Raw genomic sequence first — 26533 nt, 5'->3', positions numbered from 1 at the left:
TCCTCTCTAATTATTTTTAGCGATAAAGTCCAGCACCCGCTGTTCAAACTCCTTCGCTGAATCCATTCCCATTTCTGATAAGGTGAAATTTGTAACCGCGGATTCAATAATAACCGCCATTGAACGGCCTTCCTTAACCGGCAGTATAATTTTTGGTATATCCACACCAAGAATTGTTTCAAATTTCTTATCCTCAATACCCACACGATCATAATCATTATCCGGATGCCATTGCTCTAGCTGTACCACTAAGGATACCTCTACCTTATCCAGTACCGAGCTGGCCCCGAACATTCTTGAAACATTGATAATACCGATACCGCGGATTTCCAGCATCTCACGCAAAATCGTCGGCGCACGGCCAACAATCTTATTATGAATGCGGGAACAATCCACCCGGTCATCAGCAACCAGTAAATGACCGCGCTTAATTAATTCGAGCGCGATTTCACTCTTGCCCATGCCGCTTTCGCCGCTGATCATGACGCCCTTGCCATAGATTGACAATAAACCGCCGTGACGGCTTGCGGTAGGCGCTAATTTCTCATCAAGAAAAGTTACGACATCAATAATTAACCGATAGGTTTCTGACATTGAACGCAAAAGCGGAAAATCCTTTTCTTTCGCGATTTCCTTAAGAATCGGCGGACACATATGGCTCTTCGAAATAATAATCGCCGGTGTCACCTCATTAGTGATGAAATCAAAGCTGATTCGCTGAGAACGTTCATCCATCGTTTCAATATAGGCGATTTCTTTATCACCGAGAATCACGACCCGTTTAGACTGTGAAAAATCAAAGAAGCCAGCCAGCTCAAGGCCCGGACGATTAGTGTCCGCAATTACGATTGGTCTTTCTAATGACTGTTCGCTGCCTTCAATGATTTCAAAATCAAAATAATTAACCAGATCCTTTACTTTAAGATTCGCTTCTACATTTTCCATTTATCTTTTACCCTCCAGCACACGTTTCAGATAGATACCTGTATAGCTGTGCTCACAAGCCGCAACCTGTTCAGGTGTACCGCTAACCATAATCTGACCGCCTTCATCGCCGCCTTCCGGTCCAATATCAATAATCCAGTCAGCGCATTTAATGATATCGAGATTATGCTCAATAACCAACACGGTATCACCATTATCCACAATACGCTGTAAAACCTCAAGCAGCTTCGCGACATCGCTTGTATGCAGACCGGTTGTCGGTTCATCTAAAACAAACAGCGTCTTGCCGGTTGCCTTGCGCTGCAGCTCACTGGCTAATTTAACACGCTGTGCCTCACCGCCGGAAAGCGTGGTCGCGCTTTGTCCTAATTTCACATAGCCAAGCCCCACATCCTTCAGCGTCTGCAGGCGATGACGGATCTTATGTACGTTATGGAAGAAATCAATCGCTTCCTCCACACTCATTTCCAAGACATCATAGATGCTCTTGCCCTTATAGGTGCAAGCCAGCGTCTCTTCATTGTAACGGCGTCCTTCACACTGATCACAAGGCACGTAGACATCCGGTAAGAAATGCATTGAGATACGCAGAATGCCATCACCCTGACACGCTTCACAGCGGCCGCCCTTTACGTTAAAGGAGAAACGTCCCTTGTCAAAGCCGCGGATTTTAGCTTCGGCAGTCTGTGCGAATAAATCACGGATATCATCAAAAACACCTGTATAGGTTGCTGGATTTGACCGCGGTGTACGGCCGATTGGGTCCTGTGAAATATCAATGATCTTATCAATATGCTGGAGACCTTTAATTTTCTTACATTTCCCCGGCAGCACCTTCATACGTCCTAAGGAATGCTGAATTCCTTTAGACAATACTTCATTAACCAATGAGCTCTTACCGCTGCCTGAAACACCGGTTACCACAATCAATTTACCCAACGGAAATTTAACTGTCACGTCTTTTAAATTATTTTCACAGGCGCCGACCACTTCAAGGCATAAACCATTGCCCTTTTTTCGCGTTTCAGGAATCGCGATTTGCTTTCTTCCTGATAGATAGGCACCCGTAATTGAATCTGGATTTTCCATTACCTCGGCCGGGGTACCAGCAGCGACAACCTCACCGCCGTGAATGCCGGCACCTGGCCCGATATCAATCAGATAATCACTGGCCCGCATTGTATCTTCATCATGCTCGACAACAATCAATGAATTACCTAAATCACGCATCGCTTTTAACGAAGCAATCAGCCGGTCATTATCACGCTGATGCAGACCGATACTCGGCTCATCGAGCACATACAGCACACCGGATAAATGCGAACCAATCTGGGTAGCCAGACGAATACGCTGGGCTTCACCGCCGGAAAGCGTACCAGCCAGACGATCCAAGGTCAGATAATCGAGACCTACATCACTCAAAAACTGCAGACGCTCACGGATCTCTTTCAAAATCAAGCGGGCAATCTCCTGCTGCTGTTTATTCAGCTGCATCTGCCCCAAGAAAACCAATGACTGTTTCACCGACATCTGCGTCCATTCAAAAATATTCAAGCCACAGACACGCACTGACAGCGCCTGCTCATTCAGACGCTTACCGCCGCAGACAGGACATGGTGCTTCTGATAAGAAAGTCGCATACCATTCGCGGCTCATCTGTGAAGTAGTTTCCATGAAACGGCGCTCAATCAATGTGCAGACACCTTCAATGAATTCAACCTTTCTAAAGCTCGTTCCCGACTTAGATTCCAGCTGATAATCAATCGGTTCGGTAGAACCAAAACAAATGATATCCATTTCCTTCTTTGTCAGCTTCTCAATCGGTTTATCAATATCAATCTTATAATGATCACATAACGCTTTAAATTTCAGCCATTCCAGATTTTCCTTAGCAATAATATTCTTATAATAAACAATACCGCCCTGACGAATCGACTTCTTACGATCCGGAATCAAAAAATCAAGATTTACTTTTTGGGTGATACCAAGTCCCTTACATGAAGGACATGCCCCCAAAGGCGCGTTAAATGAGAAAAGCCGCGGTTCAAGTGTCGGTACACTAAAACCACAGTATTTACAGCTATAATTCTGGGAAAACAATATTTCTTCATCATTATAGGCTACTAATGCCATACCCTTGCCAAGCTTCAGCGCCGCTTCTAATGAATCCGCGATACGGGCACGGTCACTGCCCTTCACAATACGGTCAACCACGACATCAATCGTATGCTTTTTATTCTTATCAAAGCCTTCAGTTTCCTCAAGCAGCACCATGTCGCCATTATGACGGATACGCACATAACCCTCTTTCTTTAATTTATCAAGCAGATCCTTGTGTGTTCCCTTCTTATCTTTTAAAATCGGCGCTAAAATCATTAAACGTGTCTTATCCTCAAGCTCCATGACACGATCCACCATCTGTTTGATTGTCTGGCTTTCAATCGGTTCATTATGTGTCGGACAATAAGGCACCCCGATACGAGCATATAAAAGACGCAGATAATCATAGATTTCAGTAACCGTTCCTACGGTTGAACGCGGGTTGTTGCTGGTCGTTTTCTGATCGATGGAGATTGCCGGTGACAAGCCCTCAATAGAATCAACATCCGGTTTTTCACTATTCCCTAAAAATTGACGGGCATAGGCGCTTAAGCTTTCCATATAACGGCGCTGGCCTTCCGCATAAATCGTGTCAAAAGCCAAAGATGTTTTACCGCTTCCGGATACCCCCGTCATAATTACAAATTGATTGCGGGGGATTTCAATATCTATATTCTTCAGGTTGTTCTCACGAGCACCCTTAATTACTATTTTATCATTCTCCATAATTTCACCTCGAACGTACCTATTATACCTTAGGTTGGTGTTTTTTGCACATTTTAAACAATGTTTTTTCTTATCTCACAATCATAATGGCAGATTTATACCGTCATCGATACTAAGTCTTTAAACAAAGTGTTAAAAACTTCAACAGCCGCACAATTGATCGTTCTGCTGCCTTTTTATAGTACAAAAGGAGTGCCAGTTTCATACATGTCACTCCCTTCTGTGTTATTTCATAGATTCATTCAAACGTTCTTTATTCTGTTTGCTCGATCATAGCACTCGCGTTAGCCTTTTTGGCTTGCTTCAAGGCAATCCGGCGCGCCACCTCATCCCCGCAGAGACGATACAGCACCGCAAATGTCGGCAGTCCCAAAAGCATTCCCACTAAGCCAAACAAACCGCCGCCTAAGGTGATTGCAAATAAAACCCATAAACCGCTCAAGCCAACTGAAGTTCCAACAACCTTAGGATAGATTAAGTTGGATTCAAACTGTTGGAGACAGATGCCAAACACAATGAAGATCACTGCCTTAATCGGTGAAACGAACACAATCAAGACCGCACAGACAAAGGTTCCGATGATTGGGCCGAAAATCGGTATGATATTCGTACAGCCAATCACAACCGCTAAAATCGGCGCATAAGGAATCTTCAAAACCAGACAGCCGATATAACACAGCACCCCAATGATGACCGCTTCCACCAGCTGACCGCTGATAAAGCTTGAAAATGTACTATTAGCCATCGTTGCCGCATGATTCACATAACTATTTACTGGTTCAGGCAAGAATGCATATAAAACATTTTTCAGCTGATTCAGCAATTTTTCCTTACTGACCGTCATATAAACAGCGATAATTAATGCCAGAAATAAATTCATAATGCCGTTCGTAACACCCTTGCCAATTGCCAAAAGCCGCGGCAATAAATCAGTGGCAAAGCTCATCAGCCATTTGCTTGCTTCCCCAATCAGATTATTGATCTGTGTCAGCATTTCCTCACTGAATTCAAATTCCGCAGTCAGCTTATTGATAAATTCATTACTTTTCTCAATATAACCCGGAACATTATCGATTAACATCCCGACACTTTCCTGAAGCTGCGGCGCAATGATTCTGATAATCACAAAGAAAATCAAAAGAATTGTTACCAAAGCCAGTACCGCTGCCAATGCTTTGCGGTATTTCATCTGTTCCGGCAGTTTATTCAAATAAAATTTCAAAGGTATATTAAAGACATAAGCGATTCCAACCGCGATGAAAAAGGGTGAAATCAAATCAAGAATCTTGCCGATAAATGCCAATATCGGCTGATAATTAATCAGCGCAAAAATAAGCAGGACTGAATATGTAATAATTAAGAGTACATTCTTTACCGTCAGCTGTTTAACTTTTGTACTTCCCAGCATTTTATTCACCCCTCAGTTCGATAATCATATCACGCAGTTCGGCAGCACGCTCGAAATCCAATGCCTTTGCCGCTTCCTTCATTTCTTTTTCCAGTGATTCAAGCAGTTTAACCTTGTCCTTCTTGCCCAGCTTATTTTTCTTCTTCATGTAAGCAGTCGCCATTTCCTGCGTTTCTTTGCTGTGCATAACTTCATGCACTGGCTTAATAATTGTTTTTGGAATGATATTATGCGCCTTATTGTATTCAATCTGTATACCGCGGCGTCGATTTGTCTCATTGATGGCTTTACTCATACTGTCAGTCATCTTATCCGCATACATGATGACTCTGCCATCTGCATTACGGGCAGCTCGGCCGATAATCTGAATCAAAGAACGCTCACTTCGCAAGAAGCCTTCCTTATCCGCATCTAAGATGGCAATTAAGGAAACTTCAGGAATATCCAGACCTTCACGCAGCAGGTTGATACCGATCAGAACATCAATTTTACCTAGACGCAGATCGCGGATAATTTCACTGCGTTCAATGGTTTTAACTTCATGATGCAGCCAGCCAACCTTCAGATCCAGCTGTTTCAGATAATTTGTCAGCTCCTCAGCCATGCGTACAGTGAGAGCTGTAACTAAGACACGCTCATTGCGCTCAATGCGGGTGCGGATCTCATCAACAAGATCATCAATCTGTCCGGCAGTCGGCCGTACTTCCACCTGTGGATCAAGCAGACCCGTTGGACGAATAATCTGTTCGACAATTTCACCATGCGTCTGTTCCAGCTCATAATCGCCGGGTGTTGCTGATACATAGATTGCCTGATTAATCATCGACGTAAATTCTTCAAAGCGCATCGGTCGGTTATCCAAAGCACTTGGCAGACGGAAGCCATAATTAACCAGTGTTTCCTTACGGGCGCGGTCGCCGTTGTACATACCGCGGATCTGCGGCAGTGAAACATGGCTTTCATCGACAATCAGCAGAAAATCCTTTGGGAAATAATCAAGTAAAGTATACGGTCTTTCACCAGGCTTGCGGCCGTCAATATGCCTTGAATAGTTTTCAATACCCGGACAGACGCCAAATTCACGAAGTGCTTCTATATCATAGGAAGCGCGCTGTTCAAGCCGTTGTTTCTCAAGCAGCTTGCCTTCTCTTTCAAGCTCAGCACTCCGCTCTTTCAGCTCCTCGCCAATCGTATCACATGCCCGCAGCAATATATCTTTACGGGTTGCATAACCGCTGGCAGGATACATGACATAGACACTATACGCATTTAAAAGCTTGCCGGTCAGCGGCTCAACCTCACAAATACGTTCAATTTCATCATCAAATAATTCAATTCTCAGCATATAGCTGTCCGTATGGCCCGGTGCTACTTCAATTACATCACCGCGCACACGGAAACAGCCGCGCGTCAAATCAATATCATTGCGCTTGTACTGACGGTCTACCAATTGTTTCAGCAAGACATTGCGGTCAATAATTTCACCAACCCGCAGTGTAAAAAACATCTCCCGGTATTGTTCCGGATTGCTGGCGCCATAGATACAGGCTACCGACGCAACAATAATCGTATCCCGGCGTTCAAGCACTGAATTGACCGCCGCCATCCGCAGCATATCCAGCTCCTGATTAGTTGTCGCCGTTTTATCAATATAAGTATCAGAGCTTGGCAGATAAGCCTCCGGCTGATAATAATCAAAGTTGGAAACGAAATATTCCACACGGTTCTTTGGAAAGAATTCCTTTAACTCCGCATACAGCTGTCCGGCCAGTGTTTTATTATGTGCAAACACCAGCGTCGGCCGATTCATCGCCTGAATGACATTGGAAACGGTAAATGTTTTACCAGTACCAGTCGCGCCGAGCAATACCTGGCACTTTTTCCCTTCCTTCAGACCATTCACTAACTCTTCAATCGCTTTAGGCTGATCACCCTGAGGCTGGTAGGATGAAACCAGTTCAAATAATTGTTTATCTTCCATTCACGACCTCCATAGCTTTCACAAGCTGTGTATCCAGCTCAGTCTTATTTTCAAACCACGTATAAGTAGTTGCCGAAAATAAACGAACCAGCAATTCCGTATCAATAACCCCCGTTTCTGTCAAATCATTATCCCTTTGAAAGGCCAAGATTGCCTGCCTTGTAGCTTCTGAAAAATAACCGTCTGTACGATCGACAGAATAGCCGTTAAACTGCAGATAATATTGAGCGGACTGCACGTTTTGAGCCACTGAATCAACCTCATAAACCGTATCATCTTCATAATAACTGATACTTAACGCTTTCGGCAGATCTACATCATAATCCGGCGTGATACCTACACCATTAATCTTATTATCCTTCGGTGTCAGCCATTGAGCTACCGTATATTTAATAGCACTGCCGTCGCGGAATGGAATCGACTGCTGAACCGTTCCCTTACCATAAGTCAGCTTACCAATCACATCCACATCTTTTTGTTCCTTTAAAGCAGCTGTCAGCACTTCAGCCGCCGATGCGGTATTTTCATTCACCAGCAACGCGATTGAATCAAAATCATAATTATGAATATTACTCTTTGTTTTATATTCCGTAATCTCTCCCGCGCGGTCTTCCTGTTTTAATATAACCGTATCATCAGGCAGGAAATAAGACGCTGTATCCACAACACTTACCAGATAGCCGCCGGTATTATCACGCAGATCGATAATCAGCTTGTTAATGCCCTGCGCCGCAAATTCCTCAAGATACAGACCTACTTCATGAGCGGTAGTTTCCGCAAAGGAGCTGATTTCTAAGATACCAACATGATCCAGCACATAACCATAGGCAGAATTTTCAATCTCCGCCCGCGTCAAAGTAACATCCATTTCTTCACCGCTGCGATCAAGCACTAAGACAACATCCTTGCTTTCACTCTCGGTAATCATACTTTTTATTTCTGTACTTGTTTTCCCTTCAACACTCTGATTATTGATTTTTAAAATTGCGTCACCAGCCAGCAAACCGGCTGCCTCAGCGGGTGAATTTTTGATGATTCGGGTGATGACCGCCCGATCACTGGTCGGAAAATACTGAATGCCGACACCCTCAAAGCTGCCTTCCAGATTGCTGATAAAACGATTCATTAATTCCGCATCCATATACATCGTATGCGGATCACCGCCGCTGTCGACAAGTCCATTAATAGCACCGTCAAGCAATGTATTTTCTAAATCATCCATATCCTTGCCAAAATACCATAGTTCCTTCATTACTTCATAAACCGTATTCATTTTATTTGAACTGGCTGACATACCGGAATTTCCCGGCTGAACAAATGAAGACAATGCGAAACCAGCGGTAAAGAATAGCGCACAGGCCAAAATTGTACCCATGATCTGACGCTGTTTCTTTCTTCTTGCCGCAATTTCATCCGGCCAGCGATGCCGAACCAGTTTTACCCGAACCACTTTATTTTCATCAGAGAAATTTTCTGTATTTTTTTCTTCCATAGAGACACCTTCTTTTATCATGTTGATATTTTACCACAAACTCAATAAAACTAAAACGAGAGAGCATTTGCTCTCAGACTATTTTTTTCAAACGATTATAGATTGCAAACATCATCGCATCAATCGGCAGAATAAAGTCACCCACCAATTCCTCCACATGACCGCCAAATCCTTTTTTAAATAGATAAACACCATAATCGTCAGCCTCTTTATTAAAATTACCGCTTGTACCATAGAAATTATAACGCTTAAAGCCATGGTTCAAGGCATATTGAATCATCGTCCACTGGATCGCATACGGTCCGTTAAAACGCATATATTCATCATAAGCCCCACTGGACAGATAAATCATTTCATTACCGTTCAGCGTGATAAAAAAGGCAGTTGCCAAAGGTAATTCATTACCTTCTTTAGCCTTCAGCTCCTGGGCCTCTTTTAATCGGCGCTGCGCAATCTCAATCGCCTCATCGACAACCTTTAAACGCTTATTAAACTTTTTAGAATTTGGCTGTTTAACCAGCATCTCTTCAACTTCCGCTTTCTCTTTCAGCTGATTATCAAGATCTGCCTGCATGTTTGCTTCATATTTATCCAAATCTAAAACTGCATACGGTACTTTGACGTTTTCTTCACCGTAACAGCGCATCTGCCGCTGATAAAATTCCAATTCACGGTCTTTAAACCCCCGGCGTTCACTGGTATGATCCATCATTTTCTTAAAAATCGGCAATTCATCATAAGAAAGAAAACGCACATCAATTCCCATCTTAACTGTCTTATTAATTGACCAGCGTGTTTGCTGATCCATTTCTTTCAATATAGTATCCGCATCCTTACCTTCTAAATCAAGGACAAACATCCATCTTACCTGCTGATCATCCCTAAAGCCTTTTGTTTCACCGCAGTAATGACAGCCCATATCGATTAGATTTTGAACAATGTCATGATTATCAAAACCGCCTTCAACAAGATCCCCATTAATATCACGCTCCTGCAAGCAGACATAAGGATCAATCCTTAAATAAAGGCCCTTACGCGCATGACAGTAATCTTTTATATTTCCCAGGAAATATTTTAATAATTCTTTATTCTTATAATCAAGAAGGAAACCGCGCTGAGCATAAAAGTAACGGAATTTCTTCATCACCGGCATTGACACCAATAGAGTTGCCGCAATAATTTCATCCTTCTCTTTCACGCCTAAATAAGCACCTTCCCAGCCGCCTTCTGCTTTTATATCATAAGCTTCCTTACTTTGCATGAAGCTGCCATATTGATGGTGCTTTGCGAAAGCCGTATATTCCTGTTCATTTAATTCACAAAATTGCATGTCTATTCCTCATTTCGTCTAAGCTATTATACCACAAAGAAGCTGTTTTCACTCATGAATCAAGGCCAGAACAAGGAAATATAAGAAAAGCGTAAGAATCCTTGATAAATTAAGCCAGCCTGATTACCGCAAGCTTAACACAATAAGAAAACCTGGCATATTTACCAGGTTTGCTGCATTATAAGCCTAACATATCTTCTGGACGTTCACGGCAAGGCACTGCCCAGCCGCGGGCAGAACAAGCTGAGCTTGTATTCCAGCCGCTGCCGCCTGAGAAGTCAGCTGTTGATTGGAACCAGTTATATACATCAGCTACACTTTGTGATCCCATATTAACAATTTCAAAATGTAAATGGGGTCCCGTTGAGTTGCCGGAATGTCCAACCGCACCAATTACTTGTCCGGCATTCACCTGATCACCCGCTTTAACCGGGAACGGCTGCTGCGACATATGGAAGAATGAGAACATATAGGTTGTACCATTTACTTCTCCAATTAATGAAATCGTATTGCCGCCGCCATAAGGCCAGCCAATCCAGTTTCCTAAATAACCGCCGTTAGAAGGCGCTGGATTATTAGCATAGGCCACAATACAGTTTGCCGGTGCCACGATCGGTGTACCGATTGATGCCGCAAAATCAAGACCAAGGTGAGCTGTATTGGTACCATAATAAGCCCAAGTACCCGCGGAAATCGTATAACCTGAAACAGGTACGATAAAGCCGTTGCTGCCTTCATAATTGCCAATAACGGTTTCACTTAAATTAGGAATAATACTTAAGATATCTGAACCTGCCTGAGCATTTGTACGCTTTTCTTCTTCTAAAATAGCCTGCTGCGCATGCAGTTCATCAATAACTCGCTGCAGCTCATCTTTAGCGGCCTGTAAGCTTTCCTTCTGATCCTCCAGCAATGCCTGCTGGTCAATAGCTTCCTGCTTCAGACGATCTAATTCACTCTTATCAAAGTTAAGCTGTTCAATCTGTTTATTTAATTCTTCAATATTACCCTGTTCATAGGCGGTAATATCCTGCAATACAGAAATGCGCCGAATCATATCAATCAGATCACTGGCACCCATGATAATATCAATATACGCGTTGACCCCAACATAAGACTGCATGCTGACCATGCCTTCCTTGATTTGACGGTCACGTTCCTCAATATCCGCTTCCTTTTCGGCAATCTGTTCCTCAAGCACTACAATACTGTTTTCTATTTCAGCGATGCTGGCTTCCAATGCCGTAATCTGATTATTCAAATCTTCAATCTGTGTTTCATAAGCCTTAACCTGAAGACCAGCGGCACTGATATCACCCTCAAGAGCAGCGATTTTTTCACCGATTTCACCGGCAATTGCCTGATAATTAGCGGCCTGTTCACGATACCACGCCTTAAATGCCTTACATGTATCGGCATCCTCCTGAGTCTGTAAAGGTCTTGAACAAAAATCAATATAATAACTCTCCTGACCGCTGAAATCATCCGCCTTCAGCGTTGATGGCACTAAGGTCATCACCAACATTGAGGCGCTCAGCATGAGTATTTTCATGTTTTTTTTCATCGTTTCCACCTCAAATATTTATTCACGGAGAAGAAGCTGCCGATCAAACCCACAGCCATACCGCAGCCAACAAGCGCTAAGCACACATAACCGCCAAACGGCATCAGCGGCTGCAGCGGGAACATTTCCGTGAAGAAAACACCGCCTAATGATTTATAGAGCATGTTATAAGCGACAAAAGTAAAGATAACTGGAATAACCGCACCCATAAAGCCGATTACCATACCCTCAATCATAAATGGTGTCTTAATAAACCAGTTTGCTGCCCCGACATTACGCATAATAGCAATTTCTTCATTGCGGGCATAAATCGTCATTTTAATCGTATTAGAAATTAGGAAAATAGCCAAAAGACTCAGCGCTAAAATAAAGATTGCGCCGCCGTTACGGATAGAATCAAAGGCCGTAATCATCTGATTAGCACTTGCACCGCCATATTCAGCACTTTCAATGCCGTCCAGCTTTAATATTTCTAAACGCACATTTTCAATCTGTTCCGGATCAGTTACCTCGATAATAAACGCATTACGCAGCGGATTATTCTCACCGGTATAGCGTTCATAATAACTGGCACTGCCGCCGGTACTCTTGATATATTCCATAAATAAATCAAATTCTTCATTCTTATCTGAAAATTCAACTGACTTCACATAAGCAATCGTATTCAGCTGACTCTCAAGATTTTGAATGTCTGCTTCTTCACTGACCGTCGGTGCTACCTTCACATGTATCTTTACACTGTTTTCAAGATTATGCGTGAAACTGCCGATATTGCCGGCAACCAGCAAAAAACAAGCCATTAAAACAAGCGTCACCGTGACTGCACTGGCTGCCGAAATCGACATTGCCAAATGCCGGAAAATACTTTTAAATGCCGCTTTGATATGGTAAGGGATACTCTTAAAAAACTGAATCATCGGATATAACCTCCCTTAGCACTGTCGGCACTGACATTTCCCTGTTCCAGCGAAATCGTGCGTTTTTTATATTTATTAACCAAGGTTATATCATGAGTCACCATCAGAATCGTCGTACCTTCTTCAACGTTGATTTTTTCCAACAGCTCAAGAATTTCGTTAGACTTCTCCGGGTCTAGGTTACCGGTTGGTTCATCAGCAATCAATACTTTTGGTTTATTGGCAATCGCGCGGGCGATGGTCGCACGCTGCTGCTGACCGCCGGATAATTGATTAGGAAATGATTTAGCCTTATCACTCAAATCGACGAGTTCCAAAACCTCGCGCACCCGGCGGCGGATTGAGACCTTATCTTTACCAATAGCTTCAAGCGCAAAAGCGACGTTCTCAAAAATCGTCATATGCGGAAGCAGACGAAAATCCTGGAATACTACACCGATATTACGGCGGTAATACGGAACCCGGCGATGCTTCAGCTTGCCGACATCGATGCCTTCAACGCTGACTGTGCCGGCCGTCGGTATTTCTTCACCATCCAGCAATTTTATTAAAGTTGATTTCCCTGATCCGGTTGGACCAATTATGTAAACGAATTCACCATCGTTAATTTGTAAGTTGATATTGTCTAGAGCATTGACTCCATTTTTGTAACATTTTGATACGTTTTCTAAATAAATCAAGATCTCACATCCTTCACGTATCATTATAACACAAAGAGAGTTCCATTTTAAATTAAAATAGAACTCTCTGAATACCAATATTTGTTACTTTTTAATGAGGCCGTTGCGATTCTCCTCCAGATTCATCGTAAAGCCGTTGCCTTTGACTTCTTTCGCATCTTCAACAATCATAAACGCATTAGGATCAGCACTGATTACCAGCTTATTCAGCATCGGATACTGTTTATTCATAATCACAACCAAAATCACATCTTTTTCTTCACCTGAATATCCGCCCACACCTTTTAAAATAGTCGCGCCGCGGTCTAATTCAGTATGGATCATGTCAAGAATTTCTTTTGTATGCTCAGAGATTATGAAAATTGACTTCGTTGACTGACCGCCAAAACTCAATGCCTTATCAACCATATAGGATGATGACCAGACGGATAAGATACCAATCAGCGCCGCCTCGACAGAATGTGTCGCGATTCCCAGCAATACAGTCAAGCCATCGGTAATCATCACTAATGTGCCTAAAGGAATATTTGTATATTTATGTACGATGAGCGGCGGGATATCCATGCCCCCGGTAGACGCTCCGGTTCTGAATACTAAACCAACCCCTAAGCCCAGCACTACACCACCGTATAAACTGGCAAGAATCGGATTGGCCGTCAGCTGCCGATCTGCCAGAAATAAAGTAATGATGTTTAGAAAAAAGGGATAGGCGATTGTTGAGAGGGCTGTTTTGACAGCAAAGCTCTTACCAAGAACTACGGAACCAAATAGGAAGAAGCCAAAGGTCAGCACCGTGATCAATAATTCCGGATCGATATGAAAGACCGGGTATAGGGCCACCGATATACCGGCTAAGCCACCGGAAAGAATATTATTAGGTAAAATGAAACCGGCAACCGCGAAAGCTACCAAAAAATTCCCAGCTAATACAAGAAAATAATCAAACAGATGACTTTTATCTAATTTCATAGCAATCCTCCTTTAAAAAAAGTAGACAAGCGTCTACTTAATCTGTGATTTCAAATAAGCGAAGATGAACCCGTCCAAATCACCATCCATGACAGCTTGGACATTGCCGGTTTCATATCCGGTACGCAGATCCTTTACCATGCGGTATGGCTGAAATACATAGGAACGTATCTGAGAACCCCATTCGATTCGCTTCTGTTCACCCTTAATATCCGCAAGCTTGGCTTCCTGTTCCTCAATCATCTGCTGATAAATGCGCGATTTCAGAATATTCATCGCCTGTTCACGATTTTCATGCTGCGAACGGCCGGCCTGACAGCTTGCTGTTAAACCTGTTGGCTTATGGGTAATACGGACTGCCGAATCTGTTTTATTGATATGCTGACCGCCGGCGCCGGAAGCCCGGTGCGTATCAACGATCAAGTCATTGGGATTCAATTCAATTTCAATTTCGTTATTGAACTGCGGCATAATATCTACGGAAGCAAATGAAGTATGACGTCTTCCCGAAGAATCAAAAGGTGAAATGCGGACTAAGCGATGCACACCTTTTTCAGCTTTCAGATAGCCATAAGCCAAATCACCCTCTATCAGTAAGGATACTGATTTCAAGCCAGCCTCTTCACCATCCAGATAATCAAGCACAGTGCATTTATAACCTTTGCTTTGCGCCCATCGTGAATACATCCGATAAAGCATTTCTGCCCAGTCCTGACTTTCTGTTCCGCCGGCACCAGGATGCAGTTCAAGGATAGCACTTGAGTGATCATATTCATGAGACAGCAGAACCTTCATCTCAAACTTCTCAAAAGCGTCCTCCGCTTCATGATATTCTTCCTCAAAAAGTTCAAATAATTCAGCATCCATCTCACTTTTTAAAATAGCTGCTGTTTCTTCCATGGAAGCAAATGACGTATTCAGCTTTTCATATGCCGATACAACATCCTTCAGCGCATTCAGTTTATTGATAATACTCTGGGCATGCCTTGCATCATTCCAGAAATTCTCACTTTCACTTTCCGCGGTTAATTCATTAATTGCCTGTTTTTTAGCAGGTAAGTCAAAGTGAATCACCTAACTGCTGCAGCTTGCTGCAATAGTTATCGACTCCCTGTTTAATTTCAAATAATTCCATTATCTTGGCGCTCTTTCCCGAACCTGAATGTTCATTTTATTAGCGTAGAAGACAACCTCTCTGGCAATCTGTTCCATCATTTCTTCAAACATCGCATATCCCTCTTCAACATAAGCCTGAAGCGGCTGTGTCTGAGCATAAGAACGCAGATGAATACCATTTCTTAATTTATCCATTGTATCGATATGATCGATCCAGTTGCGGTCCATCGTTTTTAATACAATATTCTTTTCAAATGGCAGATAGCCTTCCATTACTGGTTCAATCTTGTCATTATAAGCTTTCCATGCTTTATCAGCCGCTAATGTAGCCGCCTCATCAATACTCTTGCCGTCTAATTCTGAAGCACTGATTAAGCCTTCCGGACAGCCTAATACATCAAGACCCTTAACCGCTTCTTCACCATTAACCTTATCATGCTTAGGATCGGCATTATTTCTGATTGTAGCAGTGATTACACGGTCAAACATATCACGGACAATCGCATGAACATCTTCATTTTCCAATACATAATTACGCTGTTCATACATAATTTCACGCTGCTGACGCAATACATCATCATATTCCAGCAAGCTCTTACGGATATCGAAGTTCTGTCCTTCAACACGTTTCTGAGCTGAGGTAATCGCTTTGGTTACCATAGGTGATTCAATTTGTTCATCGCCTAATTTATCAAATAATCCTTCCAGCTTTTCACCGCCGAAACGAACCATCAATTCATCTCTTAAAGAAACATAGAAACGAGAATAACCAGGATCTCCCTGACGGCCTGAACGACCGCGCAGCTGATTATCGATACGGCGTGATTCATGACGTTCTGAACCTAATACAGCTAAACCGCCTAACGCGCGCACTTCATCGTTAATTTTAATATCGGTACCACGGCCTGCCATATTGGTAGCAATCGTAACCGCACCCTTATGGCCTGCCAACGCGATAATTTCCGCTTCACGGGCATGGTTCTTCGCATTTAACACTTCATGCTTGATACCGATTTCTCTTAACATTTCAGACAGCTGTTCACTGACTTCGACAGAAATAGTACCAACCAGTACCGGCTGACCTTTTTCATGACATGCGATAACTTCTTTTACTAAAGCGTTAAACTTTAATTTCTGATTTGCAAAGATTGCATCCGGATAATCAATACGCTGAACCGGACGGTTTGTAGGAATTGAAATAACCCGCATGTTATATGTATCTAAGAATTCTTCTTCCTCAGTCTTAGCAGTACCTGTCATACCTGCCAGTTTATCATATAAACGGAAGAAGTTCTGATAAGTAATCGTAGCCAATGTAGAAGTTTCTTCCTTAATTGTTACGCCTTCCTTAGCTTCAATTGCCTGATGCAGACCATCTGAATAAGCACGGCCTTTCATGATACGGCCAGTGAATTGGTCAACGATCACGATTTCGTTGTCTTGAACTACATACTCAACATCCTTGCCCATGATATAGTTAGCTTTTAATGCCTGCTGGATGTGATGTACCAGCTGGGTGTGCTGAATATCATAAAGATTCTTGATGCTGAACATTTTTTCTGCACGGTCAACACCTGAATCAGTCAGCTGGATCGCCTTTGACTGAGCATCAATCGTATAATCATCAGGTCCTAATGCTTTCGCAAAAATATCTGCTTGTTTATATAAATTGGCTGTTTGACGTTTACCGCCGGAAATGATTAACGGTGTTCTTGATTCATCGACTAAGATTGAATCGACTTCATCGACCATCGCAAAGTGCAGACCGCGAAGTACACGATCCTGTACTCTGGTAACCATGTTGTCACGCAGATAATCAAAACCTAATTCGGCATTGGTTGTATAAGTAATGTCACAGGCATAAGCCGCACGTTTTTGATCCGGTGTTAATTCACGGGCATTGACGCCGACACTCAAACCTAAGAATTCAAAAATTTGTCCCATCCAGCGGGCATCACGGGATGCCAGGTATTCATTGACAGTTACGACATGAACACCTTCACCTGACAGAGCATTCAGATATGTACACATGATTGAAGTTAATGTTTTACCTTCACCTGTCTTCATTTCCGCAATATCACCATTATGCATAACGATTGAACCAATGATCTGAACCATGTACGGGAATTCACCAATAACACGTTTCGCAGCTTCACGGATAACCGCAAATGCTTCCGGAAGCAAATCATCCAAAGTTTCACCCTTTTTCAGACGGGCTCTGAACTCCACAGTCTTATCCTGTAATTCACCGTCATTCAAGGCTGCCATTTTATCTTTTAACGCATCAACTTCCTGCGCTTTTGCTTCATATTTTTTTAATAACCTTGCTTCTTCACTAAATAATCGTTCAAAAAAATTCGCCATTCTCTCTTACCTCCATAGAATACTCATAAGGATACCATAGTTTATTATACTTGAAATATTCAGAAAAGCCAATAAAAAGCGGAGTTTTTTTCATTCTCCGCTGCTTCAAACCCGCTTAAAGTACACAAATAATTTTAATTTCTGATAAAAATTGACAAAATTGAAAAAATGATATCGCTTACCCCTGTTTAATGCTGCGGATAAAGCTTAATAGGTTGAGCGGCTGCGCCGTATTCACGAATCATGATCGGCAGATAAAGCTTCCCTTGCTCATCAAGCGCAAAGCTGCTGAATACAAGATGATTCTGATTAGGATCATAAGTATCCGCGATAATTGGTTTGACATAACAGCGCGCTGTATTGAGATTATCCGCATAAGCCAAGGCACACGCTTCAATGTTCTGATCGGCAAGCTGCTTTTCAAGCTGGGAAGCAAGCTGACCCTTAAAATATCGTTCATTTAATAAGCCGTCATCAAGGATACTGCCATCTGACTTATCTATTAGGATATGCTTTTCAGAAACTTGATTTTCATATCCGTAACGAAGTCTGATTTCAATGAACGATTCCCCATCAACGAGCGCAGATTGTATGATTTGATAATTCAAACTGCCCATTACCGCGTTATAGACTCTCGCAGTTTCAGAGATCGAACGATAAGTATAGATGCTGTTGTCGCCATTTTCATTCAATATGAAGTCACTGGCTTGGATCGGCAGTTCATCATGAGCCGGCGATTGCCTGATGATCTCAACCGACTTCAGCCGCTGCTGATCGTCTAATTCCACATCATAAATCGCTAATTTATCAAGATGATTGACGACTGTATCAAATAATGACTCATAGTTAAATAGCAATTGAACAGGTACACCCTCAATGATTGGCTGAAAGCTCTGAATATAGTTGGCATGGCTGAACATGAAATTCTGCACCTTTACCTTTGCCAAACGAACATGATTTCCTTCGATTTGAATGGGTACAAAGAGGGTATCTAAAACTGAAGCCGGCATCGTATCCTTTGCTATTTGTTTCAGATACTGATCGCTGCCCTGATCATAGTAATAGTGTGCATAGCCGCTCACTCCCAGCATGGAAGTGGTCAGCGGCGGCAGTGTAAAACCACTGATCAATTCATTGCCTTTATTCAAAACCAAATCACTGCCGATACTTTCTGCCGAATAAAGCAGACTGTCGCCATACGGCATGATATTCGGCGTATAGTTATCTGCAAAATCCAATTGATTCAGCAAACCCGTAAGCAGCCGCCTTTGATTTTTTATCTGCGTATATTCGGCAAAGCTTTCATCAATAAAAAACAAAAGGAAATAGACAGGATCACCACGCAGAACATTTTCTTCGAAATATGGCTGACCGCCCGGAGCTGTTCGGGTAACATATTGATCACTGTAACTAACCACGAAGTAATCATCTTTCAGCTCATAGCCCAGCGTCTCATCTTTGGCAAGCAGCTCTCCCGCCAATGCCCGCAGCTGCTTCAGCAGACTTGGTTCCTTGCTTACCGGCAGCGACCTTTCCTGGCTTAAATCATTCAAATAATAGCCGATTCCGTCAGGCGCAGTCCATGAATCCTCCGTGATTGTATACTGCATCCCCTCATCATCCTGCATGACAAGCTTCGCAATAATATTCCCACTTTGCTTGGCATCACTCATCACTGGCAGCGCATCCAGATAAGCTTCTAATTTCTTGATTTCGGAATCATTGTATTTAACTCTGACTTTTTCACTGCATTCATCATCAGCACAATATTCAGCTGCCGCATAAACGATATTTGCTTTATTCTAATCAGTTTCTGATACCGGTGAACAGCCGCAAAGCAGAACTGCCAGTATCCAGCATAATTGTTTTTTCATCGCACTTCCCCCCATTCAAACAGGATAATGCCAAAATAATTAAAGTCATAGGCCAGCAGTCCCTGACTGTTGATAAAGAGCTTGGAAGTCTTAAATTCACCAATTTTATCACTCACATCATCTAAATCAACGATATAAGAACTATACTCTGGCATTGCCTTGATTGCGGAAACAATACGATCAGGATCAACCTTTAGTTTTTGAATCAGCTGAGTAGTTGTTAATGTTTTCCCATCGGCAACATCAAATACTACCGCATTATTATCCGCTCCCTCAATCCAAACACTCAGCAAGCCATCATGAACATTGACTTTATAAACATTGCCCTGATCTTTTTGATTCACAACCCATTCATTGAAATAAGCTGCATCCCGGCTGGCAAGATTAATCTTCAGCAAGCCCTGTTCATCGAAATAATAATCAGGCTTTTCAGGATCAACTTGTACAGCTGCCGGTTCGCTTCGATTTAAACAGCGGCCTGAAATCAGCCGATAATGATCTCCCTCCTGCATGATTACATATTCCCATGCCTCAAAATGATCCTGATATTTATTGATTAAATCACTGGCCGAATCTTCAAATGAATATTTAATAATAAAACCATTCTTACCCTGAAGCTGCGGAAGCGGCATATCCTCACCGCGCCAGTATCCGCTTGCTGCTTTATAAAATGTAAAAATACTTAGATTATCAGATTGCTGTTCATCCATAATAAATAGATTCTGGGTTACTGGTAACCAATACTCATAAGGAAGATGATAAAAGAACAGCTTATCAGCAGCAGAATGCGCATAGCCCTGCATACTTTGATAAAGCAATGATCCATCATCAAGATCAGGCAATGTATAATCATCGCCGAATATTTCCTTCCCCGCCTGTTCAACACTGCTGTACGGCACCGCCTTATAGACATCCGGATGCACATTAAATGATCCCGGTTTACCCGCTGGGAAATAAAGCAGATCATTATTTTCACGATTGCGGCATACATTTTCAGGTTCTTCAAAACAGTCATACTTCTCTGCCTGTTGAATTAGGCCGGCGGTCAATGTTTTTGTATCCGTAATATCGGCAACTGATTCAAAATCTTCATCAATATAATTGGCGATCCTTAAAAGCTGGTACTTTGGATTCTTTATTTCAGCCCATGAATCAATAATGATGGAATCTTCACTATTAGGTGAAGCTGCATAATAATTAGGAATAACAGGCATTACATCTGTCCAGCTTAAAACTTGCGTGAAATAAGCATCAACAGGCATACCCTTCACAGCTTTCTCTTCACCCTTAAGATCCGCTGCTAAAGCTTCAAGCTGCGCAAATTGATCCGTATATACACATTGTCCTGTACATAAACCAATATGATTAAACCTAAAATACAAAGGTTCCTTACCTTTAAGTGTGATTTCAAAATCATACCAGGTACCTGGACCTAAACTCGTTGTATCTTCACCAATTTTAATTGTTTTAAAATAATCAGCAATCTTATCCAGCTCTGTTTGATCACTTACCGTAATTTCGACAGCTTCATCCTGATTGCCTTTAACTAAAACAACCTTTTCAATTTCACCCTCATTCACAGCCGTTAAACGCAGCGGATAAAAAACCTTAACAGATAAATTATGGAGTTCTCCCTGATGCAGATAAATTGAGCTTACACTCATTTCATTGGATTGGGAAATCTCATTTTCTCTGACGCTGCCGCATCCCCAAAGCAGCAAGGCTAAACCAATAATCCCTAACCTTTTCATAATCTCACCTCTCTTTTCATTAATTCATTATCAATATTTATGGAATAATCTTTAAAGTTTCTTGATAACTGCCTTTTGATTTAATCGTTACCGGCACAACTAACTGATGTTTATCATTAATCATTAATTTAGAATACGGAACTGCGAAGTTGAATGGTGCGGCTGCTTCATCAATAGCCGGTTCCACATAGCAGCGTTCAACATCTAGTCCTTCCATATAACTCAACGGACAAGCCTGCAGTCCTTGCTTCTTTAACTGATCAAGTACCTTTTCAGTTAATTGCCCCTCATAATATTGCTGATTAATCATACCGTCACTCATCAATCGGCCGCTCGCCTTATCAAAAAAGATTTTATAATGATCAGGCAGCTGATAGGCATCGTTAAAGATTTCCACTTCAATCAAATCGTCAGTTTCATAAAGGTATGAGCGCACATTTCGATAATTTGAGAAATTTTGTTGAATGAAATCATTATAAATCATCGCATCAGCCGATTGAGCATTTAATGTATAAAGATTACAATCGCCAGTTTCAGCATTCACAAATGAATCCATTGTGATAGGCGTATTATTAGTAGGCTCAGCTAATTGTATTACTTCTACACTAGTCAATCTGCCCTCACTATCCGTAACTGCATCAAATAAATCAACCTGATCTAAATGCATCACTAGCTGTTCATATAAGCTTTCAAAATTATATACTCTTTCACTATATGTGTGATTAAGAACCATTTCAAAGCAGGTTCCATATTGAGTTTCTTTACGATACACTTTAAATCTGGCAACTCTAACCTTATCGTCCTCTTCATAAATTGGCATCAGCAGCCAATCAACGCCGGCTCTTGAATAATTGCGGTTATCAATTAAAAATTGATGGTTATCCGCATCATAATAAAAATGAGTATTGTCAATGGCATTAACCTGAAATGAATTTAACTCAGGCAATTGATAATTTTTAATCAAGCTATTACCCATGGCTTCAACACTGGTTTGATCCATGACCGCATTAATTATAAGCAGCCTGTTATTTAAAACATAGGACATTTCAGATTGCGGCGGTATCTGTTTCAAAAGACCCGATAAAAGCAAACTCTGATCTTTTATCTGATTTACATCTGTGAAGCTTTCATTAATATAAAATAACAACTCAAGACCTTTTTTACCTAAAGCATATCTCCAATCCAGAGAATTGTTTTGATAACTGCTCACAAAGAATGATCCAAGCGGTAATTGCTCATAACCCATTATCACATTATCCGATATACCCTCTAATCCCTGCAGAAATGTACTTAAACGTTGATCTTCGGTTAATTGAAACGATATCCGCTGACCCTGATAGTTTAATGTGTAGCTGTCTCCGCCTGGATTATGTTCCACTGTTTCCCGATAAACATGCTGATAACCATGATCATCAATCATCACTAATTTAGCCGCTTCATCTTGGCCATAAGTGCTTGTCGTTATGTCAGGCAGTTCATCAAGAAACGTCTGAATTGCATTGATGGCATCTTCATCATACCGCATCCATGTTTTTTTAAAACATGCTTCATCATCACAATATCGAGCGGCTGCATAAACAATTTCCGCTGGTTTTTCTTCAACCGGCGCTTGTGCCGTACAGCCGGAAAGCATCAAACAAGCCAATGCTAGAACGATTTTTTTCATCTTACTTCCTCCCATTCAAAGAGGATGATATCATTACCATCATCGTATGCCATTTTACCTTTACTGTTAATGAAGAACTTTGTTGTATTGAAGCTCAAAGTTTCATAATCTTCTAACTGCAATACTCGATAGCTATAATTAGGAATTGACTGATAAGCCTTTTCTAGCTTATCGAGATTTAAGCCTAATTTATTTTCTACCTCAAGAGTCGTTAATGTATTACCTTCCGCAAGATCAAAAACCACGGCAAATTTTCTATTAAAAGTATCACTGCTTATCCAAATACTCAATAAGTTATCATGAATATTCGGTTTAAATTGATAATCAAATGCCAGCTGATTTGCACACCATTCATTAAAGATTGAAGCATCTGTACTTGCCAGATTAACCTTTAAAGCACCTGTATCATCAATATAATAAGTTTCCTTATCGGGTTGAACCTGCCATGGCTGATAGACTTTCTCGTTGATGCGATGACCTGATAATAATCGTACATCATCGCCCTCCTGCTTCAGTACATATTGCCATTGCTCAAAATCATCAGCATGGGCTTGAATCAGATCAACTGCGGATGCTTCGTTTTCGAGTTTGTAGGTAATACCATTGAATCCCTCTATGAAAGTACCTTGATTCAAATAAGCTTCTTTAGCTTTCGCCAGAATATAGACTGTTTCATCTCCAGAAGAAGCTTGATCAAGAATATAAGCTGTCTGTTCATTATGCCGATAAAATTCATAAGGCAGATGATAGGTGAAATATAATTTATCTGGGAAATTGATATAGGCTTGATAGCTTTGACTAGCAATCGTACCTGCTTCAAAAGACGGCAGCTCGTAATGGCTGCCAAATATACTGACACCCTTTTGCTTTACATTGTTATAAGGGACAATCAAATAAACATCAGGTACATAATGATGGATTCTTTCTAAACCATTTGGAAAATAAAGCAGATTATCACTATACAAATCACCGCATACGTCTGCCACATTATTATAGCAGTCATATTTATCTGATTGTTGGATCAAACCGGCTGTTAAAAGCTGGATATCAGTAATATCTTCCAGCTGATCAAAGTCTTCATGAATATAATAAGATAATCTTAAAACTTTCAGCATCGGGTCGGTTTCATCTACCCAAATATCGCGAATTAACTCTGCAGCTTCCGATTCGATATTGCTAGGTTTTATTGCTTTAATATCTGCCCATGTTTCAACACTTGTATTCGATTCATATATTTGTATCTTATTTACTTTTTTATATTCACCCTTGAGAGTTGACAGCATTTCATTAAGTGATTGACTGGAAGTAAATTCAACACAGCTGAACTGAGAACAGAAATAGTTAGCATAAATACGAAAATAAAGCGGCTCCTTATCTTTCAGCGTAATTTCAAAATCAGCATATTCATCGGTTGGAAACAAGGATGATTCATTTTCTGTAAGCTCAATGCCATCAAAATAAGCAGTGATTTTATCTAATTCTTGTGGATCTGTCACTGTAATTTCAGCACCATAATCACCGGCCGGTTCAACAAGCACGACTTTTTCCAACTCACCCTGCTTTACAGCTTCTAATCGCAGCGGATAAAATTCGCCAACAAAAAGATCTGTCAGCCGGCCTTCAATCTGATAAATCCTGCTGGTAGCAATTATATTATTGTCAGTTGCTTCATTATGCGCATTTTCACCCACATCGCTGCTACATCCCCAAAGCAGCAGGGCTAAACCAATAACCCCTATTTTTTTCATAATGTTTCCCTCTCTCTTTATTATATTAAAAATTACGAGAATTGGAAACAAGACAATCAGGAAATCAAATAAATACGACAATTTATCTTTGATAAAGGATGCTAGTACATAAAATACGGTTTATTTATGACTGCCTGCATCTTTTACTTCAAGTTGATTCAAGTCATCATTTAAGCACATCAACAAAAAGGCAAGTATAAATATAACTGCTAAATAAATGAAACCCAGCCAATGATTCACCTGCATAATAACTGTCCCCATGAACATGCCAATGCTTGGTGACAATAAAATAATGGTATCTATACCGCCTAATACCCTGCTCCTTATTTCTTTATCAATACTTGATATTGTATAACTGAATAAGGGCTGGGTGATCGCATCAAAAAATCCATAGCTTAAAAATAAGAACACAAGTAAAAAGGTGTTTACTGGCAAGATCATGAAAATCATACACATTGCACAGCCAATCATACTGATTTTAAATAAGCGGCTAACCTTATTGCCGCACTTAGCTACAAGCAGTAAGCCAAGCAAACTGCCTAAGGTTATGGCTGATTTTATAATTCCAAAAGTCATTGAATTATTATTCTCTGCGGAAAATACTAAAGGTAGAATATTAGGTATAAAGCCATAGGCAAGATTTAAGATAAACATAATCAGTGTGAAATATCTGAAATACTTCTTCTTATAGATATAATTCATTGCAGTTTTCACATCCGCAATGACAGATTGGAATATGTGTTTACGATGCATTGTGATATTATGTTTCTGATAAACATAATGTATTTGCATAACGAATAATGATGAGCAAATAAAAGTTAAAACATCAAGTAAGAAAATAGCAGAATAAGGGATTAAAGCAATCAGCAAGCCGATGATGGCTGAGCCGATAACATCGATGATTTTATTAGCAATACCAATCATTGATTGAAATCGTATAAATGTTAATTTATCAGAAAATTCGGCGCCCATAGCTAAACTGCTTCTATAAAAGATTTCATTGTTGACATTATTAGCCAAAATTAACAGCAGGCAAACATTAACATTACTTATATAGTAATTAAAGCCAAAAGCAAATGATAATATAATGATGATGGAGGATAGGTTTGCGAATAAAATCAATTTTTTCTTATCAAAACGGTCGGCAATAATACCTGAGAACATTGCTAAAACAGCTCTGAATAATATCGATCCGCTTAAAAGGTAAACGGCATCCATAATGTTATTATACCTAATCGTTATTTCCCAAATAATAAATAAATCAAAGAAAACATCTCCAAATTTATTGATGATTGATGATAATAAAAGCAGTATTAGATTTCTGTTCCTGTTTAAATAATTCATAATTAATATCCCCTTAATCATCAACTAATTGCCCGAACCGCAAGAAAAAAGCGGTTGCCCGCTTTCCTTTGTTTTTTTATAGTTTAACGATATTATGTGCTTGAAGACCACGATCAGTTTCAACGATTTCGAATTCAACTGGTGTGTCATTTTCGATAGTTTTGAAACCTTCCATCATTAATTGAGAATAGTGGAAGAATACATCCTTACCATCTTCTAATGTAATGAATCCGTAACCCTTCTCTTGGTTAAACATTTTTACTTTTCCTTGCATTTCTTTTATTCCTATACCTTTCTATGATGTTGCTATCCAACTACATATTAATATTATAGCTTAAATCCGTCAAATTGCAACCTTTATTTTCTGCGTACATCGCGTGCCTGAAGCCCTTTATCTGCGCTTGCAGCTTCGAATTCCACAGCGTTGCCTTCCTCTAAAGTTTTGAAGCCTTCCTGACGAATTTGTGAATAGTGAACAAAGTATTCTTTCTCATCCTCTCCGACAATAAATCCGAATCCTTTTTCTTGATTAAACCACTTTACTTTACCTTGCATACT

19 protein-coding genes are annotated in these 26533 nt (G+C 41.0%); all 19 read right to left on the bottom strand.

The genetic code is table 11. The features are described from left to right. Window positions 1-6: 6 nt before the first annotated feature. The 19 genes from hprK to DWZ33_RS10760 all read right to left on the bottom strand — a co-directional run bounded on the left by hprK (window position 7) and on the right by DWZ33_RS10760 (window position 26530). Complete coding sequence (gene hprK / locus DWZ33_RS10850) at window positions 7-945, bottom strand: HPr(Ser) kinase/phosphatase (protein WP_022938632.1); 939 nt, start codon at window positions 943-945, stop codon at window positions 7-9. Then, the gene (uvrA, locus tag DWZ33_RS10845; protein WP_022938633.1) at window positions 946-3771 is read right to left on the bottom strand and encodes an excinuclease ABC subunit UvrA; all 2826 of its coding nucleotides are present in this window, start codon (window positions 3769-3771) and stop codon (window positions 946-948) included. A gap of 253 nt (window positions 3772-4024) precedes the next feature. Then, the gene (locus DWZ33_RS10840; protein WP_118454828.1) at window positions 4025-5179 is read right to left on the bottom strand and encodes an AI-2E family transporter; all 1155 of its coding nucleotides are present in this window, start codon (window positions 5177-5179) and stop codon (window positions 4025-4027) included. A 1-nt stretch (window position 5180) separates the two neighbouring features. Further along, window positions 5181-7160 carry an excinuclease ABC subunit UvrB gene (uvrB, locus tag DWZ33_RS10835; protein ID WP_118454827.1) on the bottom strand — a complete coding sequence of 660 codons (1980 nt, stop codon included), beginning with the start codon at window positions 7158-7160 and terminating at the stop codon, window positions 5181-5183. Further along, window positions 7150-8652 carry a S41 family peptidase gene (locus DWZ33_RS10830; protein ID WP_182425660.1) on the bottom strand — a complete coding sequence of 501 codons (1503 nt, stop codon included), beginning with the start codon at window positions 8650-8652 and terminating at the stop codon, window positions 7150-7152. The genes uvrB and DWZ33_RS10830 overlap by 11 nt, the downstream gene beginning before the upstream one ends. A gap of 73 nt (window positions 8653-8725) precedes the next feature. Continuing rightward, a complete protein-coding gene (locus DWZ33_RS10825) occupies window positions 8726-9982 on the bottom strand; it encodes an aminoacyltransferase (RefSeq protein ID WP_118454825.1) in 1257 nt (418 codons plus the stop codon). 178 nt (window positions 9983-10160) lie between these two features. Next, window positions 10161-11546, bottom strand: coding sequence for a murein hydrolase activator EnvC family protein (locus DWZ33_RS10820; protein WP_118454824.1), 1386 nt, complete (start codon window positions 11544-11546; stop codon window positions 10161-10163). Continuing rightward, the gene (gene ftsX / locus DWZ33_RS10815; RefSeq protein WP_022938639.1) at window positions 11543-12463 is read right to left on the bottom strand and encodes a permease-like cell division protein FtsX; all 921 of its coding nucleotides are present in this window, start codon (window positions 12461-12463) and stop codon (window positions 11543-11545) included. The genes DWZ33_RS10820 and ftsX overlap by 4 nt, the downstream gene beginning before the upstream one ends. Beyond that, window positions 12460-13143: a cell division ATP-binding protein FtsE gene (ftsE, locus tag DWZ33_RS10810; RefSeq protein ID WP_022938640.1), complete on the bottom strand. Its 684-nt coding sequence runs from the start codon at window positions 13141-13143 to the stop codon at window positions 12460-12462. The genes ftsX and ftsE overlap by 4 nt, the downstream gene beginning before the upstream one ends. Window positions 13144-13227: 84 nt before the next feature. After that, complete coding sequence (locus DWZ33_RS10805; RefSeq protein ID WP_022938641.1) at window positions 13228-14112, bottom strand: YitT family protein; 885 nt, start codon at window positions 14110-14112, stop codon at window positions 13228-13230. Between the two features lie 33 nt (window positions 14113-14145). Further along, window positions 14146-15247 (bottom strand): peptide chain release factor 2 gene (gene prfB / locus DWZ33_RS10800; protein WP_118454823.1). Its coding sequence is split into 2 segments (ribosomal slippage): window positions 14146-15186 and window positions 15188-15247, totalling 1101 coding nucleotides; the frame shifts between segments, so codons are not numbered across the junction. Then, window positions 15247-17592, bottom strand: a complete 2346-nt coding sequence (secA, locus tag DWZ33_RS10795; RefSeq protein WP_118454822.1) for a preprotein translocase subunit SecA — start codon at window positions 17590-17592, stop codon at window positions 15247-15249. Before secA ends, prfB begins: the two co-directional genes overlap by 1 nt. Window positions 17593-17780: 188 nt before the next feature. Beyond that, window positions 17781-19265: a hypothetical protein gene (locus DWZ33_RS10790; protein ID WP_118454821.1), complete on the bottom strand. Its 1485-nt coding sequence runs from the start codon at window positions 19263-19265 to the stop codon at window positions 17781-17783. 197 nt (window positions 19266-19462) lie between these two features. Then, entirely contained in the window at window positions 19463-21217 is a 1755-nt protein-coding gene (locus tag DWZ33_RS10785; RefSeq protein WP_118454820.1) for a hypothetical protein, read from the bottom strand. Window positions 21218-21254: 37 nt separating this feature from the next. After that, window positions 21255-22883, bottom strand: a complete 1629-nt coding sequence (locus DWZ33_RS10780; protein ID WP_118454819.1) for a hypothetical protein — start codon at window positions 22881-22883, stop codon at window positions 21255-21257. Continuing rightward, entirely contained in the window at window positions 22880-24631 is a 1752-nt protein-coding gene (locus DWZ33_RS10775) for a hypothetical protein (RefSeq protein WP_118454818.1), read from the bottom strand. The genes DWZ33_RS10780 and DWZ33_RS10775 overlap by 4 nt, the downstream gene beginning before the upstream one ends. A 120-nt stretch (window positions 24632-24751) precedes the next feature. Continuing rightward, complete coding sequence (locus tag DWZ33_RS10770) at window positions 24752-25975, bottom strand: MFS transporter (protein WP_182425658.1); 1224 nt, start codon at window positions 25973-25975, stop codon at window positions 24752-24754. A gap of 76 nt (window positions 25976-26051) precedes the next feature. After that, window positions 26052-26249 carry a cold-shock protein gene (locus DWZ33_RS10765; RefSeq protein ID WP_022938651.1) on the bottom strand — a complete coding sequence of 66 codons (198 nt, stop codon included), beginning with the start codon at window positions 26247-26249 and terminating at the stop codon, window positions 26052-26054. Between the two features lie 83 nt (window positions 26250-26332). Beyond that, window positions 26333-26530 carry a cold-shock protein gene (locus DWZ33_RS10760; protein ID WP_022938652.1) on the bottom strand — a complete coding sequence of 66 codons (198 nt, stop codon included), beginning with the start codon at window positions 26528-26530 and terminating at the stop codon, window positions 26333-26335. Window positions 26531-26533: the final 3 nt, after the last annotated feature.

The sequence above is a fragment of the Dielma fastidiosa genome (assembly GCF_003475485.1).
GTDB classification, from domain to species: Bacteria; Bacillota_I; Bacilli_A; order Erysipelotrichales; family Erysipelotrichaceae; genus Dielma; species Dielma fastidiosa.
The sequence above is the reverse complement of the archived record's forward strand: the minus strand, read 5'-3'. Positions and strand labels throughout refer to the sequence as shown.